Annotated in this window: 22 protein-coding genes; 6 read left to right on the top strand and 16 right to left on the bottom strand. The window is 39.1% G+C overall.

Going from position 1 to position 23,986, the window contains the following annotated elements; translation table 11 throughout:
• Positions 1–98 precede the first annotated feature (98 nt).
• From AWW73_RS10050 to lgt, 3 genes are all read right to left on the bottom strand, one after another.
• Positions 99–464: a hypothetical protein gene (locus tag AWW73_RS10050; RefSeq protein WP_062849567.1), complete on the bottom strand. Its 366-nt coding sequence runs from the start codon at positions 462–464 to the stop codon at positions 99–101.
• A gap of 9 nt (positions 465–473) precedes the next feature.
• Positions 474–833, bottom strand: a complete 360-nt coding sequence (locus tag AWW73_RS10045) for a hypothetical protein (RefSeq protein WP_031947294.1) — start codon at positions 831–833, stop codon at positions 474–476.
• 79 nt (positions 834–912) lie between these two features.
• Positions 913–1,731 carry a prolipoprotein diacylglyceryl transferase gene (gene lgt, locus AWW73_RS10040; protein ID WP_031947295.1) on the bottom strand — a complete coding sequence of 273 codons (819 nt, stop codon included), beginning with the start codon at positions 1,729–1,731 and terminating at the stop codon, positions 913–915.
• A 93-nt stretch (positions 1,732–1,824) separates the two neighbouring features.
• On the opposite strand from lgt, the gene AWW73_RS10035 reads away from it, so the two are divergent.
• On the top strand, positions 1,825–2,604 hold the full coding sequence (locus AWW73_RS10035) for an NRDE family protein (RefSeq protein WP_062849566.1): 780 nt from the start codon (positions 1,825–1,827) through the stop codon (positions 2,602–2,604).
• A 43-nt stretch (positions 2,605–2,647) separates the two neighbouring features.
• Here the strand turns inward: AWW73_RS10035 and AWW73_RS10030 are convergent, their stop codons facing one another.
• The 5 genes from AWW73_RS10030 to AWW73_RS10010 all read right to left on the bottom strand — a co-directional run bounded on the left by AWW73_RS10030 (position 2,648) and on the right by AWW73_RS10010 (position 8,749).
• Positions 2,648–4,981: a PhoX family protein gene (locus tag AWW73_RS10030; protein WP_062849565.1), complete on the bottom strand. Its 2,334-nt coding sequence runs from the start codon at positions 4,979–4,981 to the stop codon at positions 2,648–2,650.
• A 203-nt stretch (positions 4,982–5,184) separates the two neighbouring features.
• Entirely contained in the window at positions 5,185–7,137 is a 1,953-nt protein-coding gene (locus AWW73_RS10025) for a PhoX family protein (RefSeq protein ID WP_062849564.1), read from the bottom strand.
• A 176-nt stretch (positions 7,138–7,313) separates the two neighbouring features.
• Positions 7,314–8,084: a twin-arginine translocase subunit TatC gene (tatC, locus tag AWW73_RS10020; RefSeq protein ID WP_031947301.1), complete on the bottom strand. Its 771-nt coding sequence runs from the start codon at positions 8,082–8,084 to the stop codon at positions 7,314–7,316.
• Entirely contained in the window at positions 8,081–8,518 is a 438-nt protein-coding gene (gene tatB, locus AWW73_RS10015) for a Sec-independent protein translocase protein TatB (RefSeq protein WP_031947302.1), read from the bottom strand. Before tatB ends, tatC begins: the two co-directional genes overlap by 4 nt.
• 12 nt (positions 8,519–8,530) lie before the next feature.
• Positions 8,531–8,749, bottom strand: a complete 219-nt coding sequence (locus tag AWW73_RS10010) for a Sec-independent protein translocase subunit TatA (RefSeq protein WP_002114991.1) — start codon at positions 8,747–8,749, stop codon at positions 8,531–8,533.
• Between the two features lie 252 nt (positions 8,750–9,001).
• On the opposite strand from AWW73_RS10010, the gene AWW73_RS10005 reads away from it, so the two are divergent.
• The gene (locus AWW73_RS10005) at positions 9,002–9,877 is read left to right on the top strand and encodes an AEC family transporter (protein ID WP_062849563.1); all 876 of its coding nucleotides are present in this window, start codon (positions 9,002–9,004) and stop codon (positions 9,875–9,877) included.
• 199 nt (positions 9,878–10,076) lie between these two features.
• Here AWW73_RS10005 and rdgB read toward each other — a convergent pair whose 3' ends face one another.
• The 7 genes from rdgB to AWW73_RS09970 form a co-directional block, all read right to left on the bottom strand.
• A complete protein-coding gene (gene rdgB, locus AWW73_RS10000; protein WP_062849562.1) occupies positions 10,077–10,700 on the bottom strand; it encodes an RdgB/HAM1 family non-canonical purine NTP pyrophosphatase in 624 nt (207 codons plus the stop codon).
• Between the two features lie 178 nt (positions 10,701–10,878).
• Positions 10,879–11,466 (bottom strand): tetratricopeptide repeat protein, encoded by a 588-nt coding sequence (locus tag AWW73_RS09995; RefSeq protein WP_017385717.1) that lies wholly within the window; start codon positions 11,464–11,466, stop codon positions 10,879–10,881.
• Complete coding sequence (gene metW / locus AWW73_RS09990) at positions 11,463–12,056, bottom strand: methionine biosynthesis protein MetW (RefSeq protein ID WP_001217230.1); 594 nt, start codon at positions 12,054–12,056, stop codon at positions 11,463–11,465. Before metW ends, AWW73_RS09995 begins: the two co-directional genes overlap by 4 nt.
• A complete protein-coding gene (gene metX / locus AWW73_RS09985) occupies positions 12,056–13,216 on the bottom strand; it encodes a homoserine O-succinyltransferase MetX (RefSeq protein WP_062849561.1) in 1,161 nt (386 codons plus the stop codon). The genes metW and metX overlap by 1 nt, the downstream gene beginning before the upstream one ends.
• A gap of 83 nt (positions 13,217–13,299) precedes the next feature.
• A complete protein-coding gene (gene leuA, locus AWW73_RS09980; RefSeq protein ID WP_031947308.1) occupies positions 13,300–14,997 on the bottom strand; it encodes a 2-isopropylmalate synthase in 1,698 nt (565 codons plus the stop codon).
• A 458-nt stretch (positions 14,998–15,455) separates the two neighbouring features.
• Entirely contained in the window at positions 15,456–16,139 is a 684-nt protein-coding gene (locus tag AWW73_RS09975; protein WP_061874248.1) for a Fe2+-dependent dioxygenase, read from the bottom strand.
• Positions 16,140–16,245: 106 nt separating this feature from the next.
• A complete protein-coding gene (locus AWW73_RS09970) occupies positions 16,246–18,546 on the bottom strand; it encodes a TonB-dependent receptor (protein WP_062849560.1) in 2,301 nt (766 codons plus the stop codon).
• Positions 18,547–18,960: 414 nt separating this feature from the next.
• Here AWW73_RS09970 and tig point away from each other — a divergent pair, with 414 nt between their 5' ends.
• The 4 genes from tig (at position 18,961) to AWW73_RS09950 (ending at position 23,382) form a co-directional block, all read left to right on the top strand.
• A complete protein-coding gene (tig, locus tag AWW73_RS09965) occupies positions 18,961–20,295 on the top strand; it encodes a trigger factor (RefSeq protein ID WP_002114878.1) in 1,335 nt (444 codons plus the stop codon).
• Positions 20,296–20,488: 193 nt separating this feature from the next.
• Positions 20,489–21,094, top strand: a complete 606-nt coding sequence (clpP, locus tag AWW73_RS09960) for an ATP-dependent Clp endopeptidase proteolytic subunit ClpP (protein ID WP_002114870.1) — start codon at positions 20,489–20,491, stop codon at positions 21,092–21,094.
• Between the two features lie 105 nt (positions 21,095–21,199).
• On the top strand, positions 21,200–22,513 hold the full coding sequence (gene clpX / locus AWW73_RS09955; protein ID WP_031947311.1) for an ATP-dependent Clp protease ATP-binding subunit ClpX: 1,314 nt from the start codon (positions 21,200–21,202) through the stop codon (positions 22,511–22,513).
• Between the two features lie 152 nt (positions 22,514–22,665).
• Entirely contained in the window at positions 22,666–23,382 is a 717-nt protein-coding gene (locus tag AWW73_RS09950; protein ID WP_062849559.1) for a DUF2846 domain-containing protein, read from the top strand.
• Positions 23,383–23,406: 24 nt separating this feature from the next.
• Here the strand turns inward: AWW73_RS09950 and AWW73_RS09945 are convergent, their stop codons facing one another.
• A complete protein-coding gene (locus tag AWW73_RS09945; protein WP_004794750.1) occupies positions 23,407–23,961 on the bottom strand; it encodes a DUF2059 domain-containing protein in 555 nt (184 codons plus the stop codon).
• Between the last annotated feature and the right edge of the window lie 25 nt (positions 23,962–23,986).

Genomic DNA, 23,986 nt, shown 5'->3' with positions numbered 1-23,986 from the left:
GCAATAGTGCTGCTTCATCATGAACCACTGAAGATGATACCTGTTGTAGCTCAAGATGAAAATCTAAAAATGGTTCTATAAGATTTCGATGGACGCAATTACTCAAAACGTTTAGCGCGATTTTGATAAATTGAAACAAGAAAAAATCCAACCAGTACAAAGCCTAGAGCTTGTATCGTTGCGATCCAATTGTGTTGAGGTGGCAGCACCCACATCACAATAGCAACAATAATGAGAGGATAAATTTTAACTAGAAACTGAAAGTTAGATTTATGTGAGCTACGATCTGAAATTTTTGTTTTTAAATATTCTATGAAGTGAAGCCCAAAACCTAACACAAGACTAAGAATAGTGTAGATCGGCGATAAGGGCTGAGCTTGATTGGCTGCATAAATTGCAACACAAACCACAATAATAAAGATAAGTTTGATGTGGCGCGGAGCGTTGTACCAATAAGCCAACATATATCAAGCCTATTTATTAAAAAGTGATTGAGGTGAAAAGATAAAAGCTGCAAGTGCCATAAAAGCGATTCCTTGAACACCCCAGACCAGTAAGTTCGGCATTGTTTTAACAAAGATAAGTGCAAATAACAGTGCGATAGGGATCCAAGTCAGCAGGCGGTAAAGTAAGCCAGTCGGATTTTTTTGAGCAAAATGTAATTTAAAATAACGGCAGATTAAAAAGATAACACCCGTTCCAGTAAACATGAGAATCGTATCTAAAGGCAAAGGCTGGTATTGATATAGTCCAATACAAATAGCCAAGGTAATAATTAAAATCACTAATTTTTTAAATGTCGGGACTTGTGTGTCAAACCAGAATTCCAGCATGGCATATCTTCATTTTGGGGAGAGTAAAACTGTAGCATAAAAAAGAAAAGAGGAGCCGAAACTCCTCTGATTTATCATATTAACTGTTCTTTTGTGGACCCCAGTCATAAATTTTCTTTTGATAGGCATACCACATCATCCAAAGGCCAATCAGCAACATTGGAACGGTGAGGATTTGTCCTTTAGTCATCCAACCAAACAAAATAAAACCTTGGTCTGCATCTGGTTGACGGAAGAATTCCATCACAAAGCGTGCAACGCCATAACCCATTAAGAATAGAGCAGAAACGGCCATGCGTGGACGTGGTTTTGAACTAAACCACCACAAGATAATAAATAGAATTAAGCCTTCACAAATCGCTTGATAAATTTGTGATGGATGGCGTACCAGTTGTAATGGATCAGTTGGGAAGATCATACCGAATGGATAATTTGGGTCAGTTACCGCACGACCATATAACTCTCCACCAATGAAGTTACCAAAACGTCCAAACATTAGGCCAGTTGGTACACATGGCGCAATAAAGTCGAGGGTTTGGAACCATGTTTTTTGGTATTTTTTACACCAAAATAACATCGCAATCATGACGCCTAAAAAGCCGCCGTGGAAACTCATACCACCTGTCCAGACTTGAAATAGCCAAATCGGGTTTTCAAGGAATTTATCAAATTCATAGAAAAGGACATAGCCGACACGACCGCCCAGAACGACACCTAAAGCACCGTAAAACACCAGATCGGAAACCATTTCTGATGTCCAGCCATCACGCTGTTTGGCACGGTAGGAAGCAAGCCCCCAAGCACATAAAAATGCCAATAAATACATGAGTCCATACCAATGGACTTGAAGAGGTCCTAGATGTATTGCGACCGGATCGATATTAGGATAGGTCAGCATTGCTGCTCCTTGATCTTACGTTTTGACAGATTGTAGCGGAATGATGTGAAAAATGTTGTACATTCAATGTGTAAAGATAGGGAATAAGAAAAGATGTGTATTGTTGCTTTAGCATGGCATGTTCTGGATGAGATGCCCTTGTGTCTTATGTCAAATCGGGATGAGTTCTATCATCGACCAACCGCATTATTGCATCAATGGGATCATACGCCGATTATTGCAGGGCAAGACTTACAGTCGGGCGGTACTTGGATGGGAATAACACCTCAAGGTCGATGGGCTGTGTTAACCAATTTTCGTGATGGACGAGATCAAAAATCATATGAAACTTCTCGCGGCCATTTAGTTCAGGCTTTTTTAGAATCTGATTTATTGCCGATTCGATTTGCTCAACAATTAGAGCAGCAGCAACAGAATTTTGCTGGCTTTAACTTGTTTATGGGGAATGCGGATCAAGCGGTTTATATGAGTAACCGTGGTGAAGCGCCACAAGTATTGGCGAATGGTGTTTACGTGGTTTCGAATGGCTTGATGTCTGAACATTGGGAAAAAACTAAACATTTACGAACACGTTTTACACAAGAGTTTTTGCCTATGCTTCAGCATCAAACGGAAGAGTTAACTTTACAGCACACGGCGTGGGATATTCTTGAAGATGAGCGTAAAGTTACGACAGCATTACTACCCAATACAGGCATCCAGCCAGAAATGGAAGAGTTATTGTCATCGACTTTTATTCAAAGTCCTGTGTATGGCACACGTTGTTCAAATTTTTTAAGGATGACCAATAACGAATGGCTTTGGCTGGAAAAGACTCAGCAAGGTGAGCACAGTGGTCAAATTGTACAGCAGCAGGTTCTCTTAAATCGATGATTAAAAATGCCGGTCTTAACCGGCATTTTTAATCATCTAAGAATTAACCCGCGATCACACCGCCATCTTTACGGGTAATCACAACAGTTGCTGAACGTGGACGTGCAGTTTTGTTACTTGGATCTTTCTGGGTTGCTGGCCAGCTACTTTCTGGGGTTGCGTAACTTTTCGAGTCTTCGCCAGGGTGTTGAACATTAATGAAAATTGCTTTGTAGTCAGGTGTCATCGCGATACCTGTAATCTCACATTGCTTAGGCCCCACCAAGAAACGGCGCAAAGTTGAGTCTGTAACTTTAGCACCGACTAAAGTTTGTTGACCATTTGACGTAGTTGCAGGAGCACCATCACCAATCTGGCCCGGTAGCGCTGCAAGCATCATACAGTTAGTAACATCAGTGTATGCACCATCATCTGTTTGAATCCAAAGTACACCACGTGGGTCAAACCACATCCCGTCTGGAGATGACAAATCATTGTTGTCGGTTAGGCCAGATAAGTTGATGTTTGAAGCCATTGATGCTTCTGCACCAAACAGATAAATATCCCACTTGAAGGTTTCGGCAGTGGTTTTGTCATCAGTTTCTTTAAAACGAATGATATGACCGTTAACGTTACCCTTTTGCTCTTTAGTGCCGTTGTAGAGGTCTGTGTAGTTACGCGGGTTTGCAGCATCGGTCGCGTAATCTTTACCACGGTTCGAGTTGTTAGTAAGGGTCACATAGACTTCGCCGTTCACTGGGTTAACCGTACACCATTCTGGGCGGTCCATTTTTGTAGCACCGACTGCATCACCCGCTAAACGTGCAAATGTGACAACGTCCGCTTGAGATTTAAATGGGTAAGTTGTGTTGGTTTCATTTAAGCCATTTTTGCCATAAGCAAGTTCAATCCATTGGCCTGTACCATCATTATTAAACTTGGCGACATACAACTTACCTGCATTCATGTATTTATCACCAGCCGCATAGCCGCCTTTTACATCTTTGGCATCCCACACTGCGGTAGAGACAAATTTATAGATGTACTCACCGCGAGAATCATCGCCCATATAAAATGCTAATGGTTGACCTACTACGGCACGACAAGCACTGTCTTCATGTGCAAAACGTCCTAATGAGGTACGTTTAACTGGATTTTGGCGAACATCAAACGGATCAATTTCAACCATCCAGCCAAATGTATTTGGCCCATTGCGATAGTCTTGGATAGCTTGTGCAGCTTTTACATCTGCATTCCAGCGGTCATATAAGTCTTGTGATTCTATTTGACCAATTGCTGTTTCCCAGCCGTAGCGTGAACTTACGCCTAAATAAATTTGTCGCCCTTGTTCATCAACGTTAGGGATTAACTCACCATTATTATCCTTTAAATAAATGATGTTGCCTTCTTTATCTTTTTTAGGAGCACCTTTTTCATCTTTCTCATAAAGATAAAGTTCATCTTTTTTAACGCCTAAACCGTAACGTTTTAATGCAATTTTTTCTGCATCTGTACGTGCATATTCATCGCTACCTGAACGTTGGAAATAACCAATAAAGTTTTCTTCGGTAGTTAAGTATGTACCCCAAGGCGTATGACCATTACCGCAGTTATTATGGGTACCACGGGTTTGACTACCAGCAGGAGAGAAGCGAGTTGCCAGCAGGCTAGAGCCAGCGGCAGCACCTGCAAATTTCATTACGGTAGAAGCTGTAACACGACGGTTAAAAATTGAGTTTTTATCAATTGCTACTTTTTGAGTTGTTGCATCTTTTTTGATGTGAATTACAGAAACGCCATGCGCATTGGTTTCACGAATGACCTCATCTTCAGGACGGCGTCCATTAACTTTTGTTGGACCTTTTGGATGAAGGAAAGTCTGATTAATATATTCGTGATTCATCACCAATAAACCTTCAGCTGAAACACTTTCATCAAAGTTTTTTGTTGACGCATTTAAACCAAAGAAATGCATACCGTCATGGCAGTCACCAGAACGGAACTGGAAGCTTGGACCAGATGGAATATTATTGTCATCCCATTCGCCAAAATTAGGATTTATTGAATCACCTAAAGCAAAAATGACATTTGCTTCATAGCCTTCAGGTACAGTCACAATATCGTTATGGTTTTTCGCAACTGCGGTAAAAGTTAATTTTTCTGGTTTTTTATTTGGATCTACAGGCGTGGTTCCACCGTTGTTTGAACCTGAGTCATCATCACTATCATTACAGCCTGTTAAGGTAGAGGCTAAAGTGAGCGCTACAGCACCACTTGCTGCTTTAGCAATTAAACTACGGCGACTTACATGTTGTTCTAAAATGTCGCGGAAGTGGATATTGTCAGAAGTATTATTGTCCAGTTCTTGGTCTTCATGATATGGCGTCAGCTCTGTCATGGGGAATTCCTAAGTAAATAAAGAGATTGTTCTAAAATTCTTCATGAGCTTAGTTTGTGAATGTGACGAGGCGTTGACGTTTTGATGATAAGTTAATGAAAAGTTCTGTAATTTTTCATTTAATTTTCATAAAAAGTGAAAGTTGAATGTAAAAACATTAAAGCTGACCTTAGCCAGCTTTAATGTTTGGAGTATATAAAAAATTATTTGGTTGTGACTGAAGGGGCAATTGGGTCGGCAGTGATATAGCCTACGTTAGCACTATAACCATTGTTATAATTTTGGTTAATTAATGCTTTTACATCATCAGGTACACTGCTGCTATCGCCAGGGTGCTGGAAGTTGCTCATGATGTAAGTCCAACCGTTGATTGAATCTACAGCATGTAAACCTGTTGACTCTGCACCTGCTGGTGTAGAAAGTAATCGGGTTAACTCTTTAGTATCTACATTGTATGCCCACAAGAAGTTGTTCACGTGGTTACCTGAGTCTTCACCAATGAATAATGTGCGTAAAGTTTCAGAGAACTTCAGATTGTCTGGGCTAGCAATTTTGTCTGGGTTCGCTGTATTACCTAAGCTATCTTTCTCAGGAAGATCTTCACCCATTAACAACATATATGAGTAAAGAGGAACCCATTCGCTATTGATTGCGCTGCCTTCATTATCTGTAAAGCTTTTACCTAATTTGTGTGCAAGCACGCCACCAGCAGTAATCTTTTTAGAGAATCCTACATTATGTTCCGCAACATAACCTTTACCGCCAACAACCATTGAATCTTGAATATTAGCTAAAGCAGAGTACGCAATTTTATCTTTAATATTTACGTTAGTTCCTTCCATCTTGGTGAATGCCATACTTGCACCTTTTAGTGCTGCATAACGATGTGTTTCCAAGAAAGCGGCCGCTTTTTCCATGCCCGGTTTAAGTTTTACCCAAAGCTGTTTTTTTGCCAAAGTGATTTCAGTATAACTAGCATCATTTGGATTGGTTGTTAAACTTTCCATGATGTCAGTTGATTTAATTCCACCGGCAACTAAATCTTCAATTTCTTTACTTGTTGCGTGACCAAGTTTGATCCATTGAATGCTAGCAGTTGAGGTTTCAGTTAACGTATTGATGTATTTAGCAACATAGAGTGTACCTGCTGATAAATCTTTTTCTTTATCAGCAACGAACATGAAGAAACCACCATTTGTGTAGTCATCGCCCATGAGTGCTGTACGGTTGTCTGGCATTACATGAATAAGTTCGTGAGAAATACGACCTAAACAATAGTGCTTTTTAATGCTGCCTGTACCATCAAGGTTAACTGTTACTTCTGGCAAATGACCGTAGTTATATGGATTTGCTTTAGTTTCATCACCAAAGAAATATTTACCAAGATATTTTGGATCTGTACCACCAATGCCTTGATTGAATGCATCTGGTTCATATTCTTCACTCGATAAGTGAGTGTTCCAAGGCGATAAGCTCGCACCGCAAGTAATCCATAAACCATGCACAGGGGCAGTATCAACGTTGAAGTATTTTTTAAGTTCTAAGTGACCTGTTTTTTGATCTTGGTCTAAAGTCAAAATTGCAATTGGAGAAGGTAGTTGACCGTAAGTGTCGCCGCCTGCTTGGTCTTTAGAGTTATATTCAAATTGAACCACATGGAACACTGGGTTTGCTACACCATCAACTTTGGCACCTTCTAAATGAATTAAAGATGAACCATCAGGACAGTCCGAAAAAAATTGGCGTTCTTTACCAGCAACTGACTTATCCATAATTGGATTACCATTAACGTCAAAATAACCACCCGCGATAATAGTTCCACCACCAAGTTTTGGTACGCTGTCACCTGTTTTAAAGAATGATTTATAAGCAAGTTCATATTCAGTACTGGTTGAGTTTTCCCAATCAATTTTTAATTTAGAATTCACTAAAGTTGTTGCGCGATCTGCTGCGGTTGTTGGCGCCGTCATTGCTGTGAATTTTGCGTTTTTTAATTTGCTTGGCTGTGGTGTTGGAGTGACTACAGAACTATCATCACTATCATTACAACCTGCTAACGTTGCTGCCGTAGCCATCGCACCTAATGGTAGAAAAGGGATCCCCGAAAACCATTTTAAAACTTCGCGACGTGTTGGGTGGTTAGAAGCAGTTGTCATAATAAATCCGTAAATTTTGTGGGTATATTTGTTGAGTTGATTTTATGGACTGTAAATGACACTTTTCTTACATTTTTAAGTCACTTTGAAGACAGTTTATTACTTTGTAGATTAAAAAATGTTCTACATAAAAAAAGCCTGAACTTTGGGAGCCAGGCTTTTTCTTAAAAACTATTCTATTCGGCAGAATGAGTTTTTCGTTTCTCAAGAATTTTACCGAAGAGCAAGCCAAGCTCAAAAAGCAACCACATTGGGATTGCTAACATGACCATTGAAATAGCGTCTGGTGGTGTAATAAACATTGCAACGAAAAAGCATCCAACAATAATAAAACGTCTTTTTTCAGCAAGACTTTTTGTATTTACCACACCAATTAAAATAAGCAAAAGAGTCGCGATAGGAATTTCAAAAGTCAGTCCAAACACTAAAAATAGCTTTAAGCAAAAGCTTAGGTAGCTATTAATATCTGTCATAGGTGCAACAGTTTCAGGCGATACACTAATAAAGAAATGCAAAATTGCCGGAAGGGTAATGTAATATGCAAAAGCAACGCCCGCATAAAACAAAACAATACTACCGATGAGTAATGGGAGCGCTAAATGACGTTCTTTTTGATATAGCGCTGGACGAACAAAAGACCATATTTCATAAAGAATAAATGGCATTGCCAACACAAGCGCAACAAATAAATTGAGTTTAAAAGGCGCCATAAATGTTGCAGTTACATCTGTTGCAATCATTGACGAGGAGGTCGGGAGTTGTAACCTTAAGGGTTCGGATAATAATTGGTAAGTATTATTTCTAAAGGGCAATAAGCAAAAAAATAAAAATAAGGTTACGCCAACAATCCTAAATAAATGACGTCTTAAAACGACCAAATGGCTCATGATCGGCATTTGGTCTAAATTTTCCTGATTATTTACAGTGGTTGAAGGCAGTTGGTTCATACGGCAATCTTCAATTTAACAGCTGATGTCTCTGAAATATCAGTTGATGATGCTAAAGGAATAAATTTTCTAATGTACGGGACTTTATAATGACCTGATATAGGAAGACATATCCGAATAGGTTGGGGCACTGATTTGGTTGCCTCAGCCTTATCTATATTTTCAGAAATATTCTGCTTTTGAATTTCTTCAAGTTGTTGTTGTACTTTACGTTCTAGTGCTTCAATGCGGTTGAGTTCTTCTTGCATTTCTTTTCGAAACTCAGAAAGACGCAACTCTTGATCAATCTCATTTTGCAAATTGGTAATATAGCGTTTTAGGCGAACATACCAGCGACCTGCAAAACGAGCAGCCTCTGGTAGCTTATCTGGACCTAAAACTAAAATTGCAATAATTGCAAAACAGAGTAGCTCTGTCATTCCTACATCAAGCATGGTCGAAAACCTTTAGCTTTTTACTGATGTGCTGTCAGGTGTTTTGACTTGGGCATCAATTGTACGTGGAGTATTAAGAGCTGTAGTCTCATCCTCTTCACGAACTGATTTTTTAAAGTCTTTTACTGCACCGCCTACGTCTTTACCAATATTTTTTAATTTAGACGTACCGAATAATAAAATAACAACAATTGCAAAAATAACGACATGCCAAATAGATAAACCGGCCATGATCTTATACCTCTTTTCAGTTTGCTTTATATCAACAGGTTGCCATGACAGGAATGTGACATTTATATGTCATTTTTAAGACAATAAATGACTTTCAAAACCTAAAAAGTTAATTTTATAAACTGCATATCTTCTTTTTTTATTTATACATAGTTTGAAAAGAGTCACTTAAATTACTTGAAATGGAGAGTACATTTCACTTTGAAAAGGTGTAGCATAGCAAGCGGGTTTTGATGAGCAACTGGAGAAAATGTGGCGTTATTACTGCCAATATTGGCGTTTATCACTGGACTTTTACTTGCTCAGACTTCTATTTCAGAAACCATAAAACCTGTTCTCTCAGCTTGGCTTGCCCGTTTACTGATTCCAGTTGTGATTATTTACAACATGGTATTTTATCAGCCAGGTAGTTTGAGTTTAATGCTCTTTAGCTTCGGTTCAGCATTTCTTATTTTCTTCGCTTATTTAGCTCTATTTAAAGACCGCTTACTGGCACTTTGTGTAAGTTATACCAACATGGGCTGGTTAGGCTTTCCTTTTGCCATGGCCTTATTTGGTCCTGATGCTACGGCTCCAATTGTTGCGCTATATATTGGGATGTCTCTTTTTGGAAATGCATGGGCCGTTACGGCAGTCACCACTGAACCACAAAGTAAACTCAACATATTAAAAAAGGTTTTAACTTCTCCACCGTGTATTTCAATTTTTTGTGCGCTTCTGCTCAGGTTGCTAGGTGCTCAGCATATAGAACATCCTGCCATACATTGGATATATGAAATTGCCAAGTTCGCGATGACCTTTGCAGGCATGTGTGTTTTGGGAATGTGGCTACGCCGTACCCGAGTGCATTTAAAAGACTTAATCTACAGTACCAAAGCTCAAGCTTTTAAGGTGGTGTGTGGGTTTATTCTTTGTGGCTTAACTTATAGATTTTTACCGATTCCAAATATAAGTCAGCAAATTGGAGTGATGTTTTTAATGTTCTGTTTGCCGCCAGCAGCCAATATTGTAGCGCTAGAAACACATTATCAAGGGACGGGTAGATCTGCGGCTTATATCGCTTCTGGGACAATTGTGAGTTGTGTGTGTATTGCGATTTATGCTGTGTTTTTACACTTGTACGTCTAATTAATTATTTAATTCTAAGTTTCCTACAGTTACTTATGCGAAGGCGGCATGGATGCCGCCAGTTAGACTGTAGTACAAGGAAGTACCATCAGTCTAACAAAAGATTTTTGCTTACTTTTCATCTTTGAAAAGTAAGAGTTGCCTATACAAAGCCGAATACTCTTTAGCGTGGTATTCAAAGGCTATATGGAAAGAAAATTTATACTAAGCTCTCTCTGAATAACTGCATCGCTTGCCCACGATGACTAATCTTATTCTTATCTTCTTTAGACAGTTCAGCACTAGAAACTTGTAGCTCAGGCAACCAGAACAGTGGGTCATAGCCAAAGCCATTTTCTCCACGTGCAGCTTCTAAAATTTCGCCGTGCCAAATGCCTTGGAAAATCTGTGGTAATGGGTCTTCTGCATGAGTGACTAAAGCAAGTACACATACAAACATACCTTCAATCACTTCACCATTTTTACGGTGGGGTAAAAGATCATTTAATAATTTTGCATTATTCGCTGCATCGTCACCATGCTCTCCAGCATAACGTGCAGAGTAAATGCCAGGTGCACCGCCTAAGACTGGTACACAAATACCAGAATCGTCAGCCATAGCAGGTTTACCTGAAATTTTAGAAGCATGACGCGCTTTAATAATGGCATTTTCAATAAAGCTTAAGCCGTCTTCGATTGCATCAGGAATATTAAGGCGACCTTGAGGAATAATTTCTACTGGTAATTTCAACTGTTCAAAAAGTTTTTCAAACTCAGCGACTTTACCTTTGTTATTGCTGGCAAGAACTAAACTGCCCTGATCAAACCAATGTGGGGTAGACATAATAAAACCAAACTTTATAGCTAATATCGAACATCAGTTATGTTACGTGTTTTTTTGAAGGGGATATAGAGGAAAAAAAATAGAATATAAATGAGAATATCCTAATAAACTAAAACCACCTTGTAGAGCATACAAGGTGGTTTTAGTCGAGTAAGATTTTTTTACGGATGAACCGTTATTATTGTGCTTGAATCCATTTGTCCGCACGGTCACGTGCTGTACGGATTTGTTCTTGAGTCAAGTTCGCTGCAAGAGCGGTTTTCTTACCTTCAGATAGGCTAATCACTTTATTGTCGAGCATGCCATCGCGAGTTGAAAGCTCATACCATTGGTAAGCACCAACGTAGTTTTTCTTTTGCTCTTCCATCATCGCGAGGTTATAGCTTGCACGGTTATCGCCATTGCTTGCTGCTTTTTCAAAGTATTTACGAGCCATAGACTCATCTTTTTTAACACCAATACCGTCGGCATACATACGGCCCACGTTCAGTTGTGCTGGTGATAAACCTTGGTCAGCTGCTGCTTTAAACCATGCGAAAGCTTGCTTTTCGTCTTTTGCCACATCTTTACCATATTGGTAGTGTGTACCAAGGTAAAATTGTGCGCCTGCTTGACCAGCTTTTGCCGCTTTCTGAAGATCGTTAATCCCCATTGTTGAAAAACGTGCAGCCTGACTCGCAACCGATTGTGGCTGGGCGATATAATCTGCATGAGCCTGCATACTTAGCAGTCCTGCAAATAGTGTGCTAAATAATGTCTTTTTCATAGTGCACTCACTCGATAAATAGCGACTTCACCAAACAAATTCGGAACATGTTTGCTTAACAGGCTTCCCTGCTGATTTCCATTGACGGCGAGTCGATTAATAATTTGTATTTGATTTTCCGCACATAGTGCTTCGAAATCTTTAAATGTACATAAATGAATGTTGGGGGTGTTATACCACATATATGGTAGAGCATCCGATACAGGCATCATTCCTTTTAATGCAAGAAAAGAGCGAGTCTTCCAATGCGCAAAGTTTGGAAAAGTAATAATCGCCTGTTTACCCACACGCACCATGTCTCTTAATAAAACATCGGGTGCATCTACGGCCTGCAAAGCTTGTGCCATAACCACATAGTCAAAGGACTGGTCTGCAAAGCGGCTTAAGCCGAGATTCAAATCTTGTTGAATAATATTTAACCCGCGACTGACGGCAATTGCAATCTTTTCTTGATCAATTTCTAATCCATAAGCACGAATTTGATGCTTTTGGCTCATATGAGCGAGTAATTCACCGTCACCACACCCTAAATCGAGTACGCTTGAGCCGGGTTTAATCCACTTTTCTGCCAGTTGTTGATCAATACGCATTAGCTTGCCTCCAGTGATGTCGATTTTAAGTGTTCTTCACCACCTAAGAAAGCGCGCATGGTTTTGACATACAGTGGAATAGGGAATAAGAACGAGTCATGGCCTTGTTCAGCATCAATATCTAAGTAACTTACAGGCTTATGATTAGTAATAAGCGCATCTACAATTTCTTGCGAACGGCTTGGTGCAAAACGCCAGTCAGTCGTAAACGAGACAATCAAGAACTGGCATTTGGTTTTGCCCATCGCTTCAGTTAAAGAATGACCGTACTCACGTGATGGGTCAAAATAATCTAAAGCTTTGGTCATGATGAGATAGGTATTGGCGTCAAAGTTACGGCTGAACTGTTCACCTTGATAACGCAGATAGCTTTCGACCTGAAATTCGACATCAAAACCATACATAAATTTGCCAGATTTTAAATCACGGCCAAATTTTTGTTTCATGGCTTCTTCTGAAAGATAGGTGATATGACCTACCATGCGAGCCAAAATTAGACCACGTTTCGGGTAGCTATCATTTTCCAAATAACGGCCATGATGGAAATCTGGATCAGACAAGATTGACTGACGAGCAACCTCATTAAATGCAATATTCTGTGCTGAAAGCTTTGGTGCGCTGGCAATAATCACACATTTTTGTAGGCGGTCAGGGTAGTCTACGGACCATTGTAGTGCTTGCATGCCTCCTAATGACCCACCAACCACTGCATACCAGACATCTACACCCAAACGGTCAGAAAGCATGGCCTGAGTTTTAACCCAGTCGCGTACCGTTACTAATGGGAAATCAGGTCCATAAGGGCGATTGTCATTTTCAGGATTTGGTGAGGTCGGACCAGTTGAGCCATTACAGCCACCAATATTATTTAGCGAAACTACAAAAAACTTATTTGTATCGATTGCCTTACCTGGGCCAATACAGCTATCCCACCATCCAGCTTTTTTATCATCTTCGTGGTGATAACCGGCCGCATGATGATGTCCGGAAAGAGCATGACAGATTAAAATGGCATTTGATTGATCTGCATTTAAAGTGCCGTAAGTTTCAACCATTAATTCAAAACGAGGCAAAACACGCCCACATTCAAGATGTAATGGTTCTTCAAATTGGAACTTTTGCGGAGTGACTAACCCCACTGAATCAGCTGGAAAAGACACGGGAACATTTCGCCTTTTAAATCTTTCAGGAATAAAAAGAAAGGATACCAAGCTAGGTATCCTTTCCAAAGTCTTTTTTTTAATTAAACAGCAGCGGCAACAACCTGATCTGTACTTAAAACACCTTGATCAATCAAACGGTTGGTACATGCAATAATTGCTTCAATGGATGAGGTGACTGTATTGTCATGAACACCGGCACCAAATGAACCTTTACCTGTACCTTTTACTTGAAGCTCAATTAAGGTTAATGCTTTGGCATTTGCACCAGAACTAATACTACGTTCTTCATAGTTCAATACGTCAATTGGTAATTGAAGCGCATTTAAGAATGCAGAAATCGGTCCATTACCTTCACCACGAAGCTGTTGTGTTTCACCTTCGACATCAACATCAAGTTCGATAATCTGAGTGCCGTTAATATCAGATAACTTGTAGTGTTTAACTGTGTAATGATGGTTTTTCACATCAACATAAGTGTCTTTAAATAATGTCCAGATTTCTTTGGCATTAATTTCAGTACCGTTCTCATCAGCATATTGTTGAACAACTTGGCTGAATTCGATTTGCAAACGACGCGGCAACACAACGTTGTAATTCGATTCTAATAAGTATGCAATACCACCTTTACCAGACTGACTATTTACACGAATAACTGCATCATAGTCGCGGCCCAAATCTTTCGGGTCGATTGGTAAGTAAGGCATATCCCAGACTTCTTCGTTTTTCTGATACTCGAAGCCTTTTTTGATTGCATCCTGATGTGAACCAGAGAATGCAGTAAATACCAAGTCCCCTGCATATGGATGACGAGGGTGTACCGGTAAGCCAGTACATTCTTCAACCGTTGCAATCACTTCATTAATGTTTGAGAAATCCAACTCTGGCGCTACGCCTTGGGTATACATGTTCAATGCAATAGCTGCAACGTCAACGTTACCTGTACGTTCACCATTACCGAACACACAACCTTCAACACGGTCAGCACCCGCCATAATGGCAAGTTCTGATGCAGCAATACCACAGCCGCGGTCATTGTGGCAGTGAACAGAAATGATTACGCCGTCACGACGTGCCAAATTACGATGCATCCATTCAATTTGGTCTGCATAAACATTTGGTGTAGAAACTTCTACAGTCGCAGGTAAGTTTAAAATCACTTTATGGTCAGGACGTGCATCCCAGATTTCTGTGACGGCATCACAGACATCTTTAGCGACTTCTAATTCAGTTGCAGAGAAACATTCTGGACTGTACTGGAAAATCCAGTCAGTTTGAGGATATTGAGCCGCATACTCTTTAACTTTTTGAGCCGCATTAATTGCTAATTGTTTTGCACCATTAACATCTACATTCAACACCTTTTGACGGAAGGTTGGAGAGTTAGAGTTATAAATATGCACAATCGCGCGTTTAGCACCTGCCAAAGATTCAAAAGTACGTTCAATTAAATGGTCACGTGCTTGAACCAAAACTTCAATGTATACATCATCAGGGATATGATTTTCTTCGATCAACATGCGGGTAAAATCGAAGTCAATTTGAGATGCAGAAGGGAAACCGATTTCAATATGTTTAAAACCGATTTTCACAAGCATTTTGAACATTTTGAATTTTTGTTCCATGTTCATCGGTTCAAAAATTGCTTGGTTACCGTCACGTAAATCGGTACTCATCCAGATTGGCGCTTTTGTAATTTCGTTATTTGGCCATTGGCGATCTGGTAAATCCACACGTTGGTACATACGGCGGTATTTTTTGCTAGGGTCAGCCAACATCATGAGAAAACTCCTTGTCTCGTAGCGCGGTTGCTCTGGATATATTTAAAAGGCAACGTCTCTACTTAATATATGGTATCTAATTCAGAAAAATTAAAGGTAATTTTGAAGTGCTGCTTTAAAAAGCAGACAAAATTTTTATACGCGCGCTTGGCGCAGCATCAGGAGTTGCAGATGATGTCTTGCTTGAGTAGGCTGGGCAAACAAGTAATTCGTTTTCATCTCTAGACCGTAGAATAATAAGTTTGATGGTTTGCGGGTAATCTTGATATTTAGATATATCACATCTAAACAATGATTACACCTTGTGCAAAATTCTTATCATAATTTTAGTTAAGTTGTTTAGAAAATAATTTTCTAATTTTGCGCTGTTTTATTTTTTATGGAAAATTATTTTCATGTTTTTGCCTTTTTAAGGTAAAAAAGATTATTAAGTTTTAAAAAGGCAAAAATAAATAGTGTTACAGTTCTGACCACATACGAATTAAATTATGATAAATGTTGGTGAGCTTCATGACTTCTGGGTAGTTGTCACCGTGTGATTTGCGTAGTTCTCGAATGCTCTCATCAAGATTAAATAAAAGATGGCGTTTACTATCGTCTCGAACCAAACTTTGTACCCAGAAAAAAGAAGCAAAACGAGTACCAGACATAATACTGCTGACTTCATGTAGGCTGGTAGAAGGGTAGAGCACCACATCACCTGCCGGTAATTTGACTTCATGATAACCATAAGTATCTTCGATAACGAGGTCACCACCTTCATATTCATCAGGTTCACTTAAAAATAATGTACAAGATAAATCGGTACGGAGCTGTTCAGAGGTTCCACGGATAAGGCGAATTGAATTGTCCACATGGAAACCAAAGCTTTCATGTTCATCATAACGATTAAAAAGCGGTGGAATAATTTTGTGAGGTAGCGCAGCGGCCTGAAATATTGGATTTTGCCAAATTGCTTTGATGACAAGATCACTTAAATGGTGGGTAAGCGGGTCTTGTTCTGAGAGCTGCTGATTTCTTTTCACAGAAGCAGATAAGGTGCCCGCAGTTACTTTTCCACCAACCCAACTCGCTTCTTCCATGAGTTTACGAAACTCGGCAACTTGCTCTTTGCTTAAAACATTAGGAATATGATGAATCACTGCAAACACCTTTTATATAGATACTTCATTTGTAAAAATAGCCTCGTGACGAGGCTATTTTATATGAACTTCAATTAATTCCATAAATAAATTATGGAATTTAACCTTAGTACTTAAAGTTAATTGCTAAGACAGCATTACGACCATTGCCTTCAAATGCGTAATGAGCTGCATGTGCACTAGTGAAGTAACGCTTATCAGAAATATTATTAATATTAAGCTGTAAGTTTACGTTCTTGTTCACGTCATATTTAGCCATCGCGTTGTAAATAGTGTAGGTTGGCAAATATTTAGGTGCGGTTGTGTTTACAAAGACTTGATCACGATATTCAACACCAGCGCCTAAAGTCAATTGAGGCATTACTCTGTAAGTAGACCATAGGGTAGCACTGTTTTTCGCTACAAATGGTAATGGCTTACCTTCTTGAGCAACCGCATTGTATGCGGCATCTGTGATTTCGCTATCTAAATAGCTGTAGCCTGTAGAAACATCCCATTTGTCGGTAATTTTTCCGTTCAAGCTAATTTCAAATCCGTCAACTTTACTTTTACCTGCATTTGCGGAAGTAGTAGGGTCGATTTGGATACGAGTATTTTGCTTTTCTGTACGAAAAACTGCGGCAGTTAAATTCGCGCGGTTATTAAACAGATCCCATTTCGTTCCTACTTCAAAAGTACGAGCTTCTTCTGGTTTAAGTTCATTAATAATATCTGTAGTACCAAGTGCATTGTCACTACTGTCGCCTTCAGCAAGTACACCGACAGGGTTGGCAGAAGTTGCAAAGCTTGCATAGATACTACCGTTCTCAGTTGGTTTAAAAACTAAACCTGCTTGATACGTAAAGAAATCTGAATCACTTTCATATTTTGTTCCTTTCGGAATGCTAATGGTAGAGTTATAAGCTCCAGCAGTTGTGCCGTAGACATCTTTATTATATTTTTTCTCTGTTTCAAATTTATCCCAACGGACACCTAAATTTAAAATCCATTGAGGATTAAACTCAATACTATCTAAAGCATAAAGAGAAACAGTGTGGCTACGAGTTGTAGACTGTCCTTTAATTGTTCCAAGTGTGTCAGTGAAGGAACCGTTTCCTGGATTATTTAAGCTGGTACACCAACCATTTGAAGTTGCCGCAGCTGAATTACAGTTCTTAATATTATCTTGTAAAATTGTAGACGTCGTTTTTCCTTCCGAGTTAGTAAAAGTATACATACCTTGGTCAGTTTCTTGGAAGCTCCATTCAGTACCGACATTAAAGGAATGCTTTAATGAACTAGTATTAAATTTACCTTTTAAAGAAAGTTGATCGCTGTATGCATCTGTGTCCAATATACGACTTAAAGCACGACGAGCGATTGTGCCTCTGTAAATATTACCCTTAGAGTCATCAGCATTCGTATAAACATAATCAGATTTAGATTTGTTGTAGGTTGCTACATTCGACAAGGTAAGATTTTCATTAAAATCATGTTCCAACTTAAATGTACCAATATGGTTTTCACGTTTGTCAAAATCACGTGCTTTCCAGCCATAGTAGGTTCCAGCTTTGACATCAACAGGTTTACCATCACCAGGTGTTACTGTCACTCCTGGAGGAGGAGTTGTTGGATTTGCATTGTTAAATGGAATACCTGCATCTGGTTCATCATTACTACGTAAATAGTAGTAGCTAAGAGTTCCACGAGTTGCTGTATCTAGGCCAAATGCAAGACTTGATGCAATACCAGCACGCGCATATTCAGCACCGTTACTCTGACCAGCTTTTTCATTTTCATGACCCATAATGACCACACGGCCAGCAATACCGTTACCAAAGTCTTTGTTGGCATCAAGCTGGATATGACGATAATTATCAGTTCCGCCTTGAACACTGCCTTGGTATACGTCGCCTTCATGAGCAACTTTAGGAATTAAGTTAATACTTCCACCAACGCTACCACCGCCACCAAGAGCAGAAGAAGAGCCTTTAATCACTTCAACTTGTTCAATGGCAAACATATCGCGGTTTTGAGACGTTGTATTACGTACACCATCGACATAAATAGAAGACTGGCCGCTATAACCACGAATGTAAGGCATGTCGGTAAACGGTGTACCGCCTTCACCTGCCCCTAATGTAATACCTGGTTCATAGCGTAAAGCTTCGAGGAGGGTATTAGAGTTTGTATCTTTAATTAATTTTTGAGAAAGAATAGAGACAGACTTTGGCGTATCTTTAAGAGGAGCCACGAATTTAGCGTTTGCTGACTGATCTACTTTTAGAGACTCTTCTTGAGTCGCTTTAGTATGAATTGTTGGTAATTGTGAAACTGCTTCTTGTGCCATGGCTGTTGTTGCAATCATAGAGAGAGAAGAAGCAATTGCAGATGATACAATTTTCTTGCGAGTTTTAATTAGAGACATAATTTCAGGGCTTTAAATAGTAAAGGTTATGCGAATAATAATAATTCTTATTTATATGTACAGTTTGTGTTAATTGGATTTGCCAATAGAATTGTGAAGGAAAAATGAATAATTAAATGGTTAATTGTGCTTTTTTGTAGTTAATCTACTGATTATTAGTAATTGTTTGTTAAAACGATTAAGTTGAATTTTTTATTGTAATTTTAGATTTATAAAGAATAACTAAAAAATTAGTTCTTCTTAATGAACTGTGAAAAATTTTTAAGAAATCATAAAATTACTGTGAAATTTCTTGGAAAATTAGCATTCACTTACAGGAAGTGATCGGTTAATTTTGTATATCTTGAAAGTTGTCATATAATACAGCACTTTTTTAAAAACTGTTCCTACTAACTAATTTTTATCGAGGAAGCCATGCAAGTAACGACTGAAGCGGTTTCGGGCGTTGCCCGTCGTTTAAATGTGTCTGTACCGACGAGCCGTATTAACGAGCAATTTGAAGCTCGTTTGAAGCGCACTGCCAAAACTGTGAAGATCAACGGCTTCCGTCCAGGTAAAGTACCTGAAAACGTTGTTCGTCGCGAATACGGTGCAAGCATTTATCAAGAAGTTGTAAATGACATCATTCGTGATAGCGTTTTTGAAGCAATTCAACAAGAAAAAATCAATGCGGTAGGTATGCCGAATATTGAGAAAGTTGAACATAAAGAAGATGCTTTAGTTTTTGAAGCAACTGTAGAAGTTTATCCAGAAGTTGAAGTAAAAGCATTTGACGGCTTAGAAGTTGAACGTAAATCAGCTGAAATTAAAGACGCTGACGTTGACGCTATGATCGAAAACTTGCAAAAACAACGTCAAACTTGGGCTGTAACCAAGGGTATGGCGAAGAAAGACATGCAAGTGACTTTTGACTTCGAAGGCACTATCGATGGTGAGAAGTTCGAAGGCGGTTCTGCTGAAGACTTTAAACTTGTGTTAGGTTCAGGTCGTATGATCCCTGGCTTCGAAGACGGCATCATCGGTATGAAAGCTGGTGAAGAGAAAGTAATTGACGTTACTTTCCCAGAAGATTACCAAGCTGAAAACTTGGCTGGTAAAGCAGCTCAGTTCAAAATCACTGTGAAGCAAGTTGAGAAATCAAAACTTCCAGAAATTGATGCTGAATTCTTAAAAATCTTCGGTGTAACTGAAGAAGAAGGCGTTGAGAAGTTAAAAGCTGACGTTCGTAAAAACATGGAACGTGAAGTTCGCAATGGTTTACGGAACCAAGTTAAACAAGCTGCTTTTGATGCACTTGTTGCTGCGAACGAAGTTGAAGTTCCAACTGCAATGGTTGCCCAAGAAATTGACCGTCAACGTCAACAAATGGTTCAACAGTTCACTCAACAATTTGGTGGTGCAGGCGCGCAATCTTTTGATAAGAGCATGCTTCCTGACGAATTGTTCAAAGAACAAGCAGAGCGTTCTGTTAAGCTTGGCGTATTGGTAAGCAAAGTTTTAGCTGACGCTAAACTTGAAGTTGACCAAGCTCGCGTTGATGCTTACATTGACGACATGGCTTCTTCTTACGAAGATCCAACTGAAGTAATTGAATACTTCAAAAATGATGCTCAACAACGTGCTCAAATCGAAGCAGTTGTATTAGAAGATCAAGTTGTTGATCACATCTTAGCTGGTGCTAAAGTGACTGACAAAGCTGTATCTTATGATGACTTATTGAAAGAACAACAAGCTCGCCGTATGGGCTAATTTTTTAAGAAGTCAGAAAAAGGCGCCTTAGGCGCCTTTTTTGCTTTTCTTTATGTGGTCAATTTGAGTGCGACATTAAGTACTTAGGTATAAATAATATAATATTTCAGTGCGAACCTTTTGCAATTTGAGAAATTATCCCGCATATTGTTGCCATAGGTTAAGTCACAAAAAATTTAGGAATAAATAACGTATGTATGTTCCAACAATTGAAAATGCTTTAGTTCCTGTTGTGGTTGAACAATCTTCTCGCGGCGAACGTTCTTTTGATATTTATTCACGACTTTTACGTGAGCGCGTCATTTTTTTGACAGGTGAAGTTGAAGACAACATGGCAAATCTAATTGTTGCCCAAATGTTGTTTTTAGAAGCTGAAAACCCTGATAAAGATATCCACCTTTATATCAACTCTCCAGGTGGATCTGTGACAGCGGGTATGGCTATTTATGACACAATGCAGTTTATTAAACCTGATGTCGTGACATATTGTATGGGCCAAGCTGCTTCAATGGGTGCATTCTTATTAAATGCGGGCGCTAAAGGCAAACGCTATTGTTTAGAAAATGCCCGTGTCATGATTCATCAACCATTGGGTGGTTTCCGTGGTCAAGCATCGGATATTGAAATCCATGCGCGTGAAATTCTCTTTATTAAAGAGCGCTTGAACCGCTTAATGGCAGAGCACAGTGGTCAAGACTATGAAACCGTTGCTCGTGATACTGACCGTGATAACTTTATGACAGCTCAAGCTGCTAAAGAATATGGTCTGGTTGATCAGGTGTTAAGTAAGCGTCCATAAGGACCTTCTTATATAAATAACTTGAGATGTTGAAAAAGATCTCCATTTAGTTATTTATGCAGTGCATCTTGCCCTAATATTTAAGATTCTATTTGTGGAGTGAATATGTCCGAACATCCTCAAGGACAAAAACATTGTTCATTTTGCGGTAAAACGCAGTCTGAAGTCGGGAAACTGATTGCGGGTGAGGACGCATATATTTGTAATGAATGTGTGGATGTCTGCTTAGACCTTGTACAAACCAGCCAACAGGTTGAAGCAGGGGACTGGGCAAGTAAGGCATTGCCAAAGCCACATGAAATACGTGCTGCGCTTGATCAATATGTAATTGGTCAAGATCTTGCCAAAAAGACATTATCTGTTGCGGTTTATAACCATTATAAACGCCTAAAAGTTGGTCATAATGGACATGTGTCTAAAGAAGTAGAAATTGCTAAAAGTAATATTCTACTGATTGGACCTACAGGTTCGGGTAAAACTTTACTTGCGCAAACATTAGCTCGCCTTTTAGATGTTCCATTTGCGATGGCAGATGCTACAACATTAACCGAAGCAGGTTATGTGGGCGAAGATGTTGAAAATATTGTACAAAAGCTTTTGCAAAAAGCAGATTACGATGTAGAGAAAGCTCAGAAGGGTATTATTTATATCGATGAGATTGATAAGATTACTCGTAAATCTGAAAATCCATCAATTACGCGTGATGTGTCTGGTGAAGGTGTACAACAAGCATTATTAAAAATGATTGAAGGTACAGTGGCTTCGATTCCGCCTCAAGGTGGTCGTAAGCATCCACAGCAAGAGTTTATCCAAATTGACACCTCAAATATCTTATTTATTTGTGGTGGTGCATTTTCTGGTTTGGAAAAAATTGTACAACAGCGTCAAGAGAAAGGCGGTATTGGTTTTACAGCTGATGTTAAAAACAAAGATGAAACCAAAAAGCTTGCTGAATTGTTCCGTCAGGTTGAGCCAACTGATTTGGTGAAATTTGGTTTAATTCCAGAATTCATTGGTCGTTTACCAGTAATTGCGACACTTGAAGAGCTAGACGAAGAAGCTTTAATGCAAATTTTGACTGAGCCAAAAAATGCATTAACACGCCAGTATCAATATCTTTTCACTATGGAAAATGTTGATCTGATCTTTGAAGATTCTGCATTACGTGCTGTTGCTAAAAAAGCGCTTGAACGTAATACGGGTGCGCGGGGTCTACGCTCTATTATGGAGAACGTGCTGCTTGAAACTATGTACGATTTACCAAGTCGTACAGATGTTGGAACAGTCATTATTAATGAAGCAGTCATTAATGGTGAGGCAGAACCTGTTTATCAGGCTGAACGCCAACCTAAAGAAGCTACAACGCATGAGAGTGTTGCTAAGGCAGATTTAAAGGTTATTGACTCGAAGTCTGCATAGATTTCATTCATCTAAAAAGCATGAATCGCGCTCGTGATTCATGCTTTTTTTGTTTTCAATTTATATGGGTAGTGTTAATCTTAAAAATACAAAATACGCATAGTTTTGCGGTGTAAAAAATAAATCAAAAACAAAACGCTTTGAGGGATGCCATGCGTTATTTAATCGTATCTTTGTGTTGTGCCGGACTGTTTGTAGGCTGTCAAAGTTCATCTCATTTAGAAAAAAATCCGAGTGAATTGACCGCGACTCTACCTAAAGTTGATGTTGAAAAAGAACCTGGTTTATTAGATCAATATCATTTAGGCGGTTTTACTGTAGGAGGCTGGGTCAACCAAAAATTAGGCCAGACATTTGCTCCAATCAAACCACAAAATGAACAAGCTGCTGTAGTTTATTTATATCGACCAGACACAAAATGGAATCGTCAGGAAATCGCAGCAATTAATCTCTTTGTGAATGGTAAGCGAATTCCGAGTCTATTACATAATCATTATTATTGGATTGAGTTACCAGCAGGAACCTATCGTCTTTCTGCGAGTCGCCCTTTATTGGGTATTCATTTTCAAGTACCAAAATATATTGATATTACTGTTGAGGCAGGCACGTCTTATTATTTGAAATATGATGAAGAAAATAAAATGGATCGTGCTGAACACACTGGCCCATTTATGTTAATGCAAGACAATATTGGTCGTAGAGAGATAGCATTTACCGAGCTTAAATCCTCTAGCTACAATTTTGTGGCTGAAGATGCTTCAGGAAAAATACGCAATAAACCACAAGAATTAAAGCCAGCCAAATATGACGAAAAATCAGATGTACACCTGATTAAACCATTTAAATTATGGAATCCTTTAACTTGGTAATGAGCTGAAAAAGATAAAGAAAAGTTAAGACTTTTCTTTATCTTTCATCAACGGTGCGAGAATTTTAAGCATCTCTTCTTGCATGTGATCTCGTGCTTTAGGATCATTAAATGTTTGCTGTCCCAACTCCATCATATATTCTGAAATTTGCCCCATAATCTGTACATTTTTGCGCGTAATTGATTGGCCTTCTGGGGTTTTTAAAAATTTCAGGTTAGCCTGAATTTCCTCTTCAGTATAAGTCTTTAGGTAAATATCCTGTAAGGCTTGAGCTGTTTTGGGATTGCTAATGAGCTGATTACTCGAATCTTTTAGGAGCAAACCTAACTTCTTCGCGGCCTCTTTTTCTTTTGGTCCTAAAGTTTTGATACCCGTGATATTACTAACGATCTGTTCTGCCTGTTGATCATAGTAAGGCGTTAATTCATTAATTGATTCTTTAAGCAGGTAATCAATTTGGCTCATTTGCATGAGTTCTTTAACTGAACTTAACTTGGCAGGAGAGGCAAACAAGCTTGTGGTAATACAGCTTAGACAAAGGCTGATTGAGAGATTTTTAAGAATAGGGCGAATAGTCATGAAATGACCTATATTCAATATTTGG

The organism is Acinetobacter lactucae, from assembly GCF_001605885.1.
GTDB lineage: Bacteria > Pseudomonadota > Gammaproteobacteria > Pseudomonadales > Moraxellaceae > Acinetobacter > Acinetobacter lactucae.
This window is presented reverse-complemented; position numbering and strand designations above follow the sequence as displayed.

What these genes read in the sequence shown, in the direction of transcription:
- AWW73_RS10050 (WP_062849567.1), bottom strand. Translation starts at nt 464, where the DNA reads ATGTTGGCTTATTGGTACAACGCTCCGCGCCACATCAAACTTATCTTT.
- AWW73_RS10045 (WP_031947294.1), bottom strand. Translation starts at nt 833, where the DNA reads ATGCTGGAATTCTGGTTTGACACACAAGTCCCGACATTTAAAAAATTA.
- lgt (WP_031947295.1), bottom strand. Translation starts at nt 1,731, where the DNA reads ATGCTGACCTATCCTAATATCGATCCGGTCGCAATACATCTAGGACCT.
- AWW73_RS10035 (WP_062849566.1), top strand. Translation starts at nt 1,825, where the DNA reads ATGTGTATTGTTGCTTTAGCATGGCATGTTCTGGATGAGATGCCCTTG.
- AWW73_RS10030 (WP_062849565.1), bottom strand. Translation starts at nt 4,981, where the DNA reads ATGACAGAGCTGACGCCATATCATGAAGACCAAGAACTGGACAATAAT.
- AWW73_RS10025 (WP_062849564.1), bottom strand. Translation starts at nt 7,137, where the DNA reads ATGACAACTGCTTCTAACCACCCAACACGTCGCGAAGTTTTAAAATGG.
- tatC (WP_031947301.1), bottom strand. Translation starts at nt 8,084, where the DNA reads ATGAACCAACTGCCTTCAACCACTGTAAATAATCAGGAAAATTTAGAC.
- tatB (WP_031947302.1), bottom strand. Translation starts at nt 8,518, where the DNA reads ATGCTTGATGTAGGAATGACAGAGCTACTCTGTTTTGCAATTATTGCA.
- AWW73_RS10010 (WP_002114991.1), bottom strand. Translation starts at nt 8,749, where the DNA reads ATGGCCGGTTTATCTATTTGGCATGTCGTTATTTTTGCAATTGTTGTT.
- rdgB (WP_062849562.1), bottom strand. Translation starts at nt 10,700, where the DNA reads ATGTCTACCCCACATTGGTTTGATCAGGGCAGTTTAGTTCTTGCCAGC.
- AWW73_RS09995 (WP_017385717.1), bottom strand. Translation starts at nt 11,466, where the DNA reads ATGAAAAAGACATTATTTAGCACACTATTTGCAGGACTGCTAAGTATG.
- metW (WP_001217230.1), bottom strand. Translation starts at nt 12,056, where the DNA reads ATGCGTATTGATCAACAACTGGCAGAAAAGTGGATTAAACCCGGCTCA.
- leuA (WP_031947308.1), bottom strand. Translation starts at nt 14,997, where the DNA reads ATGATGTTGGCTGACCCTAGCAAAAAATACCGCCGTATGTACCAACGT.
- AWW73_RS09970 (WP_062849560.1), bottom strand. Translation starts at nt 18,546, where the DNA reads ATGTCTCTAATTAAAACTCGCAAGAAAATTGTATCATCTGCAATTGCT.
- tig (WP_002114878.1), top strand. Translation starts at nt 18,961, where the DNA reads ATGCAAGTAACGACTGAAGCGGTTTCGGGCGTTGCCCGTCGTTTAAAT.
- clpP (WP_002114870.1), top strand. Translation starts at nt 20,489, where the DNA reads ATGTATGTTCCAACAATTGAAAATGCTTTAGTTCCTGTTGTGGTTGAA.
- clpX (WP_031947311.1), top strand. Translation starts at nt 21,200, where the DNA reads ATGTCCGAACATCCTCAAGGACAAAAACATTGTTCATTTTGCGGTAAA.
- AWW73_RS09950 (WP_062849559.1), top strand. Translation starts at nt 22,666, where the DNA reads ATGCGTTATTTAATCGTATCTTTGTGTTGTGCCGGACTGTTTGTAGGC.
- AWW73_RS09945 (WP_004794750.1), bottom strand. Translation starts at nt 23,961, where the DNA reads ATGACTATTCGCCCTATTCTTAAAAATCTCTCAATCAGCCTTTGTCTA.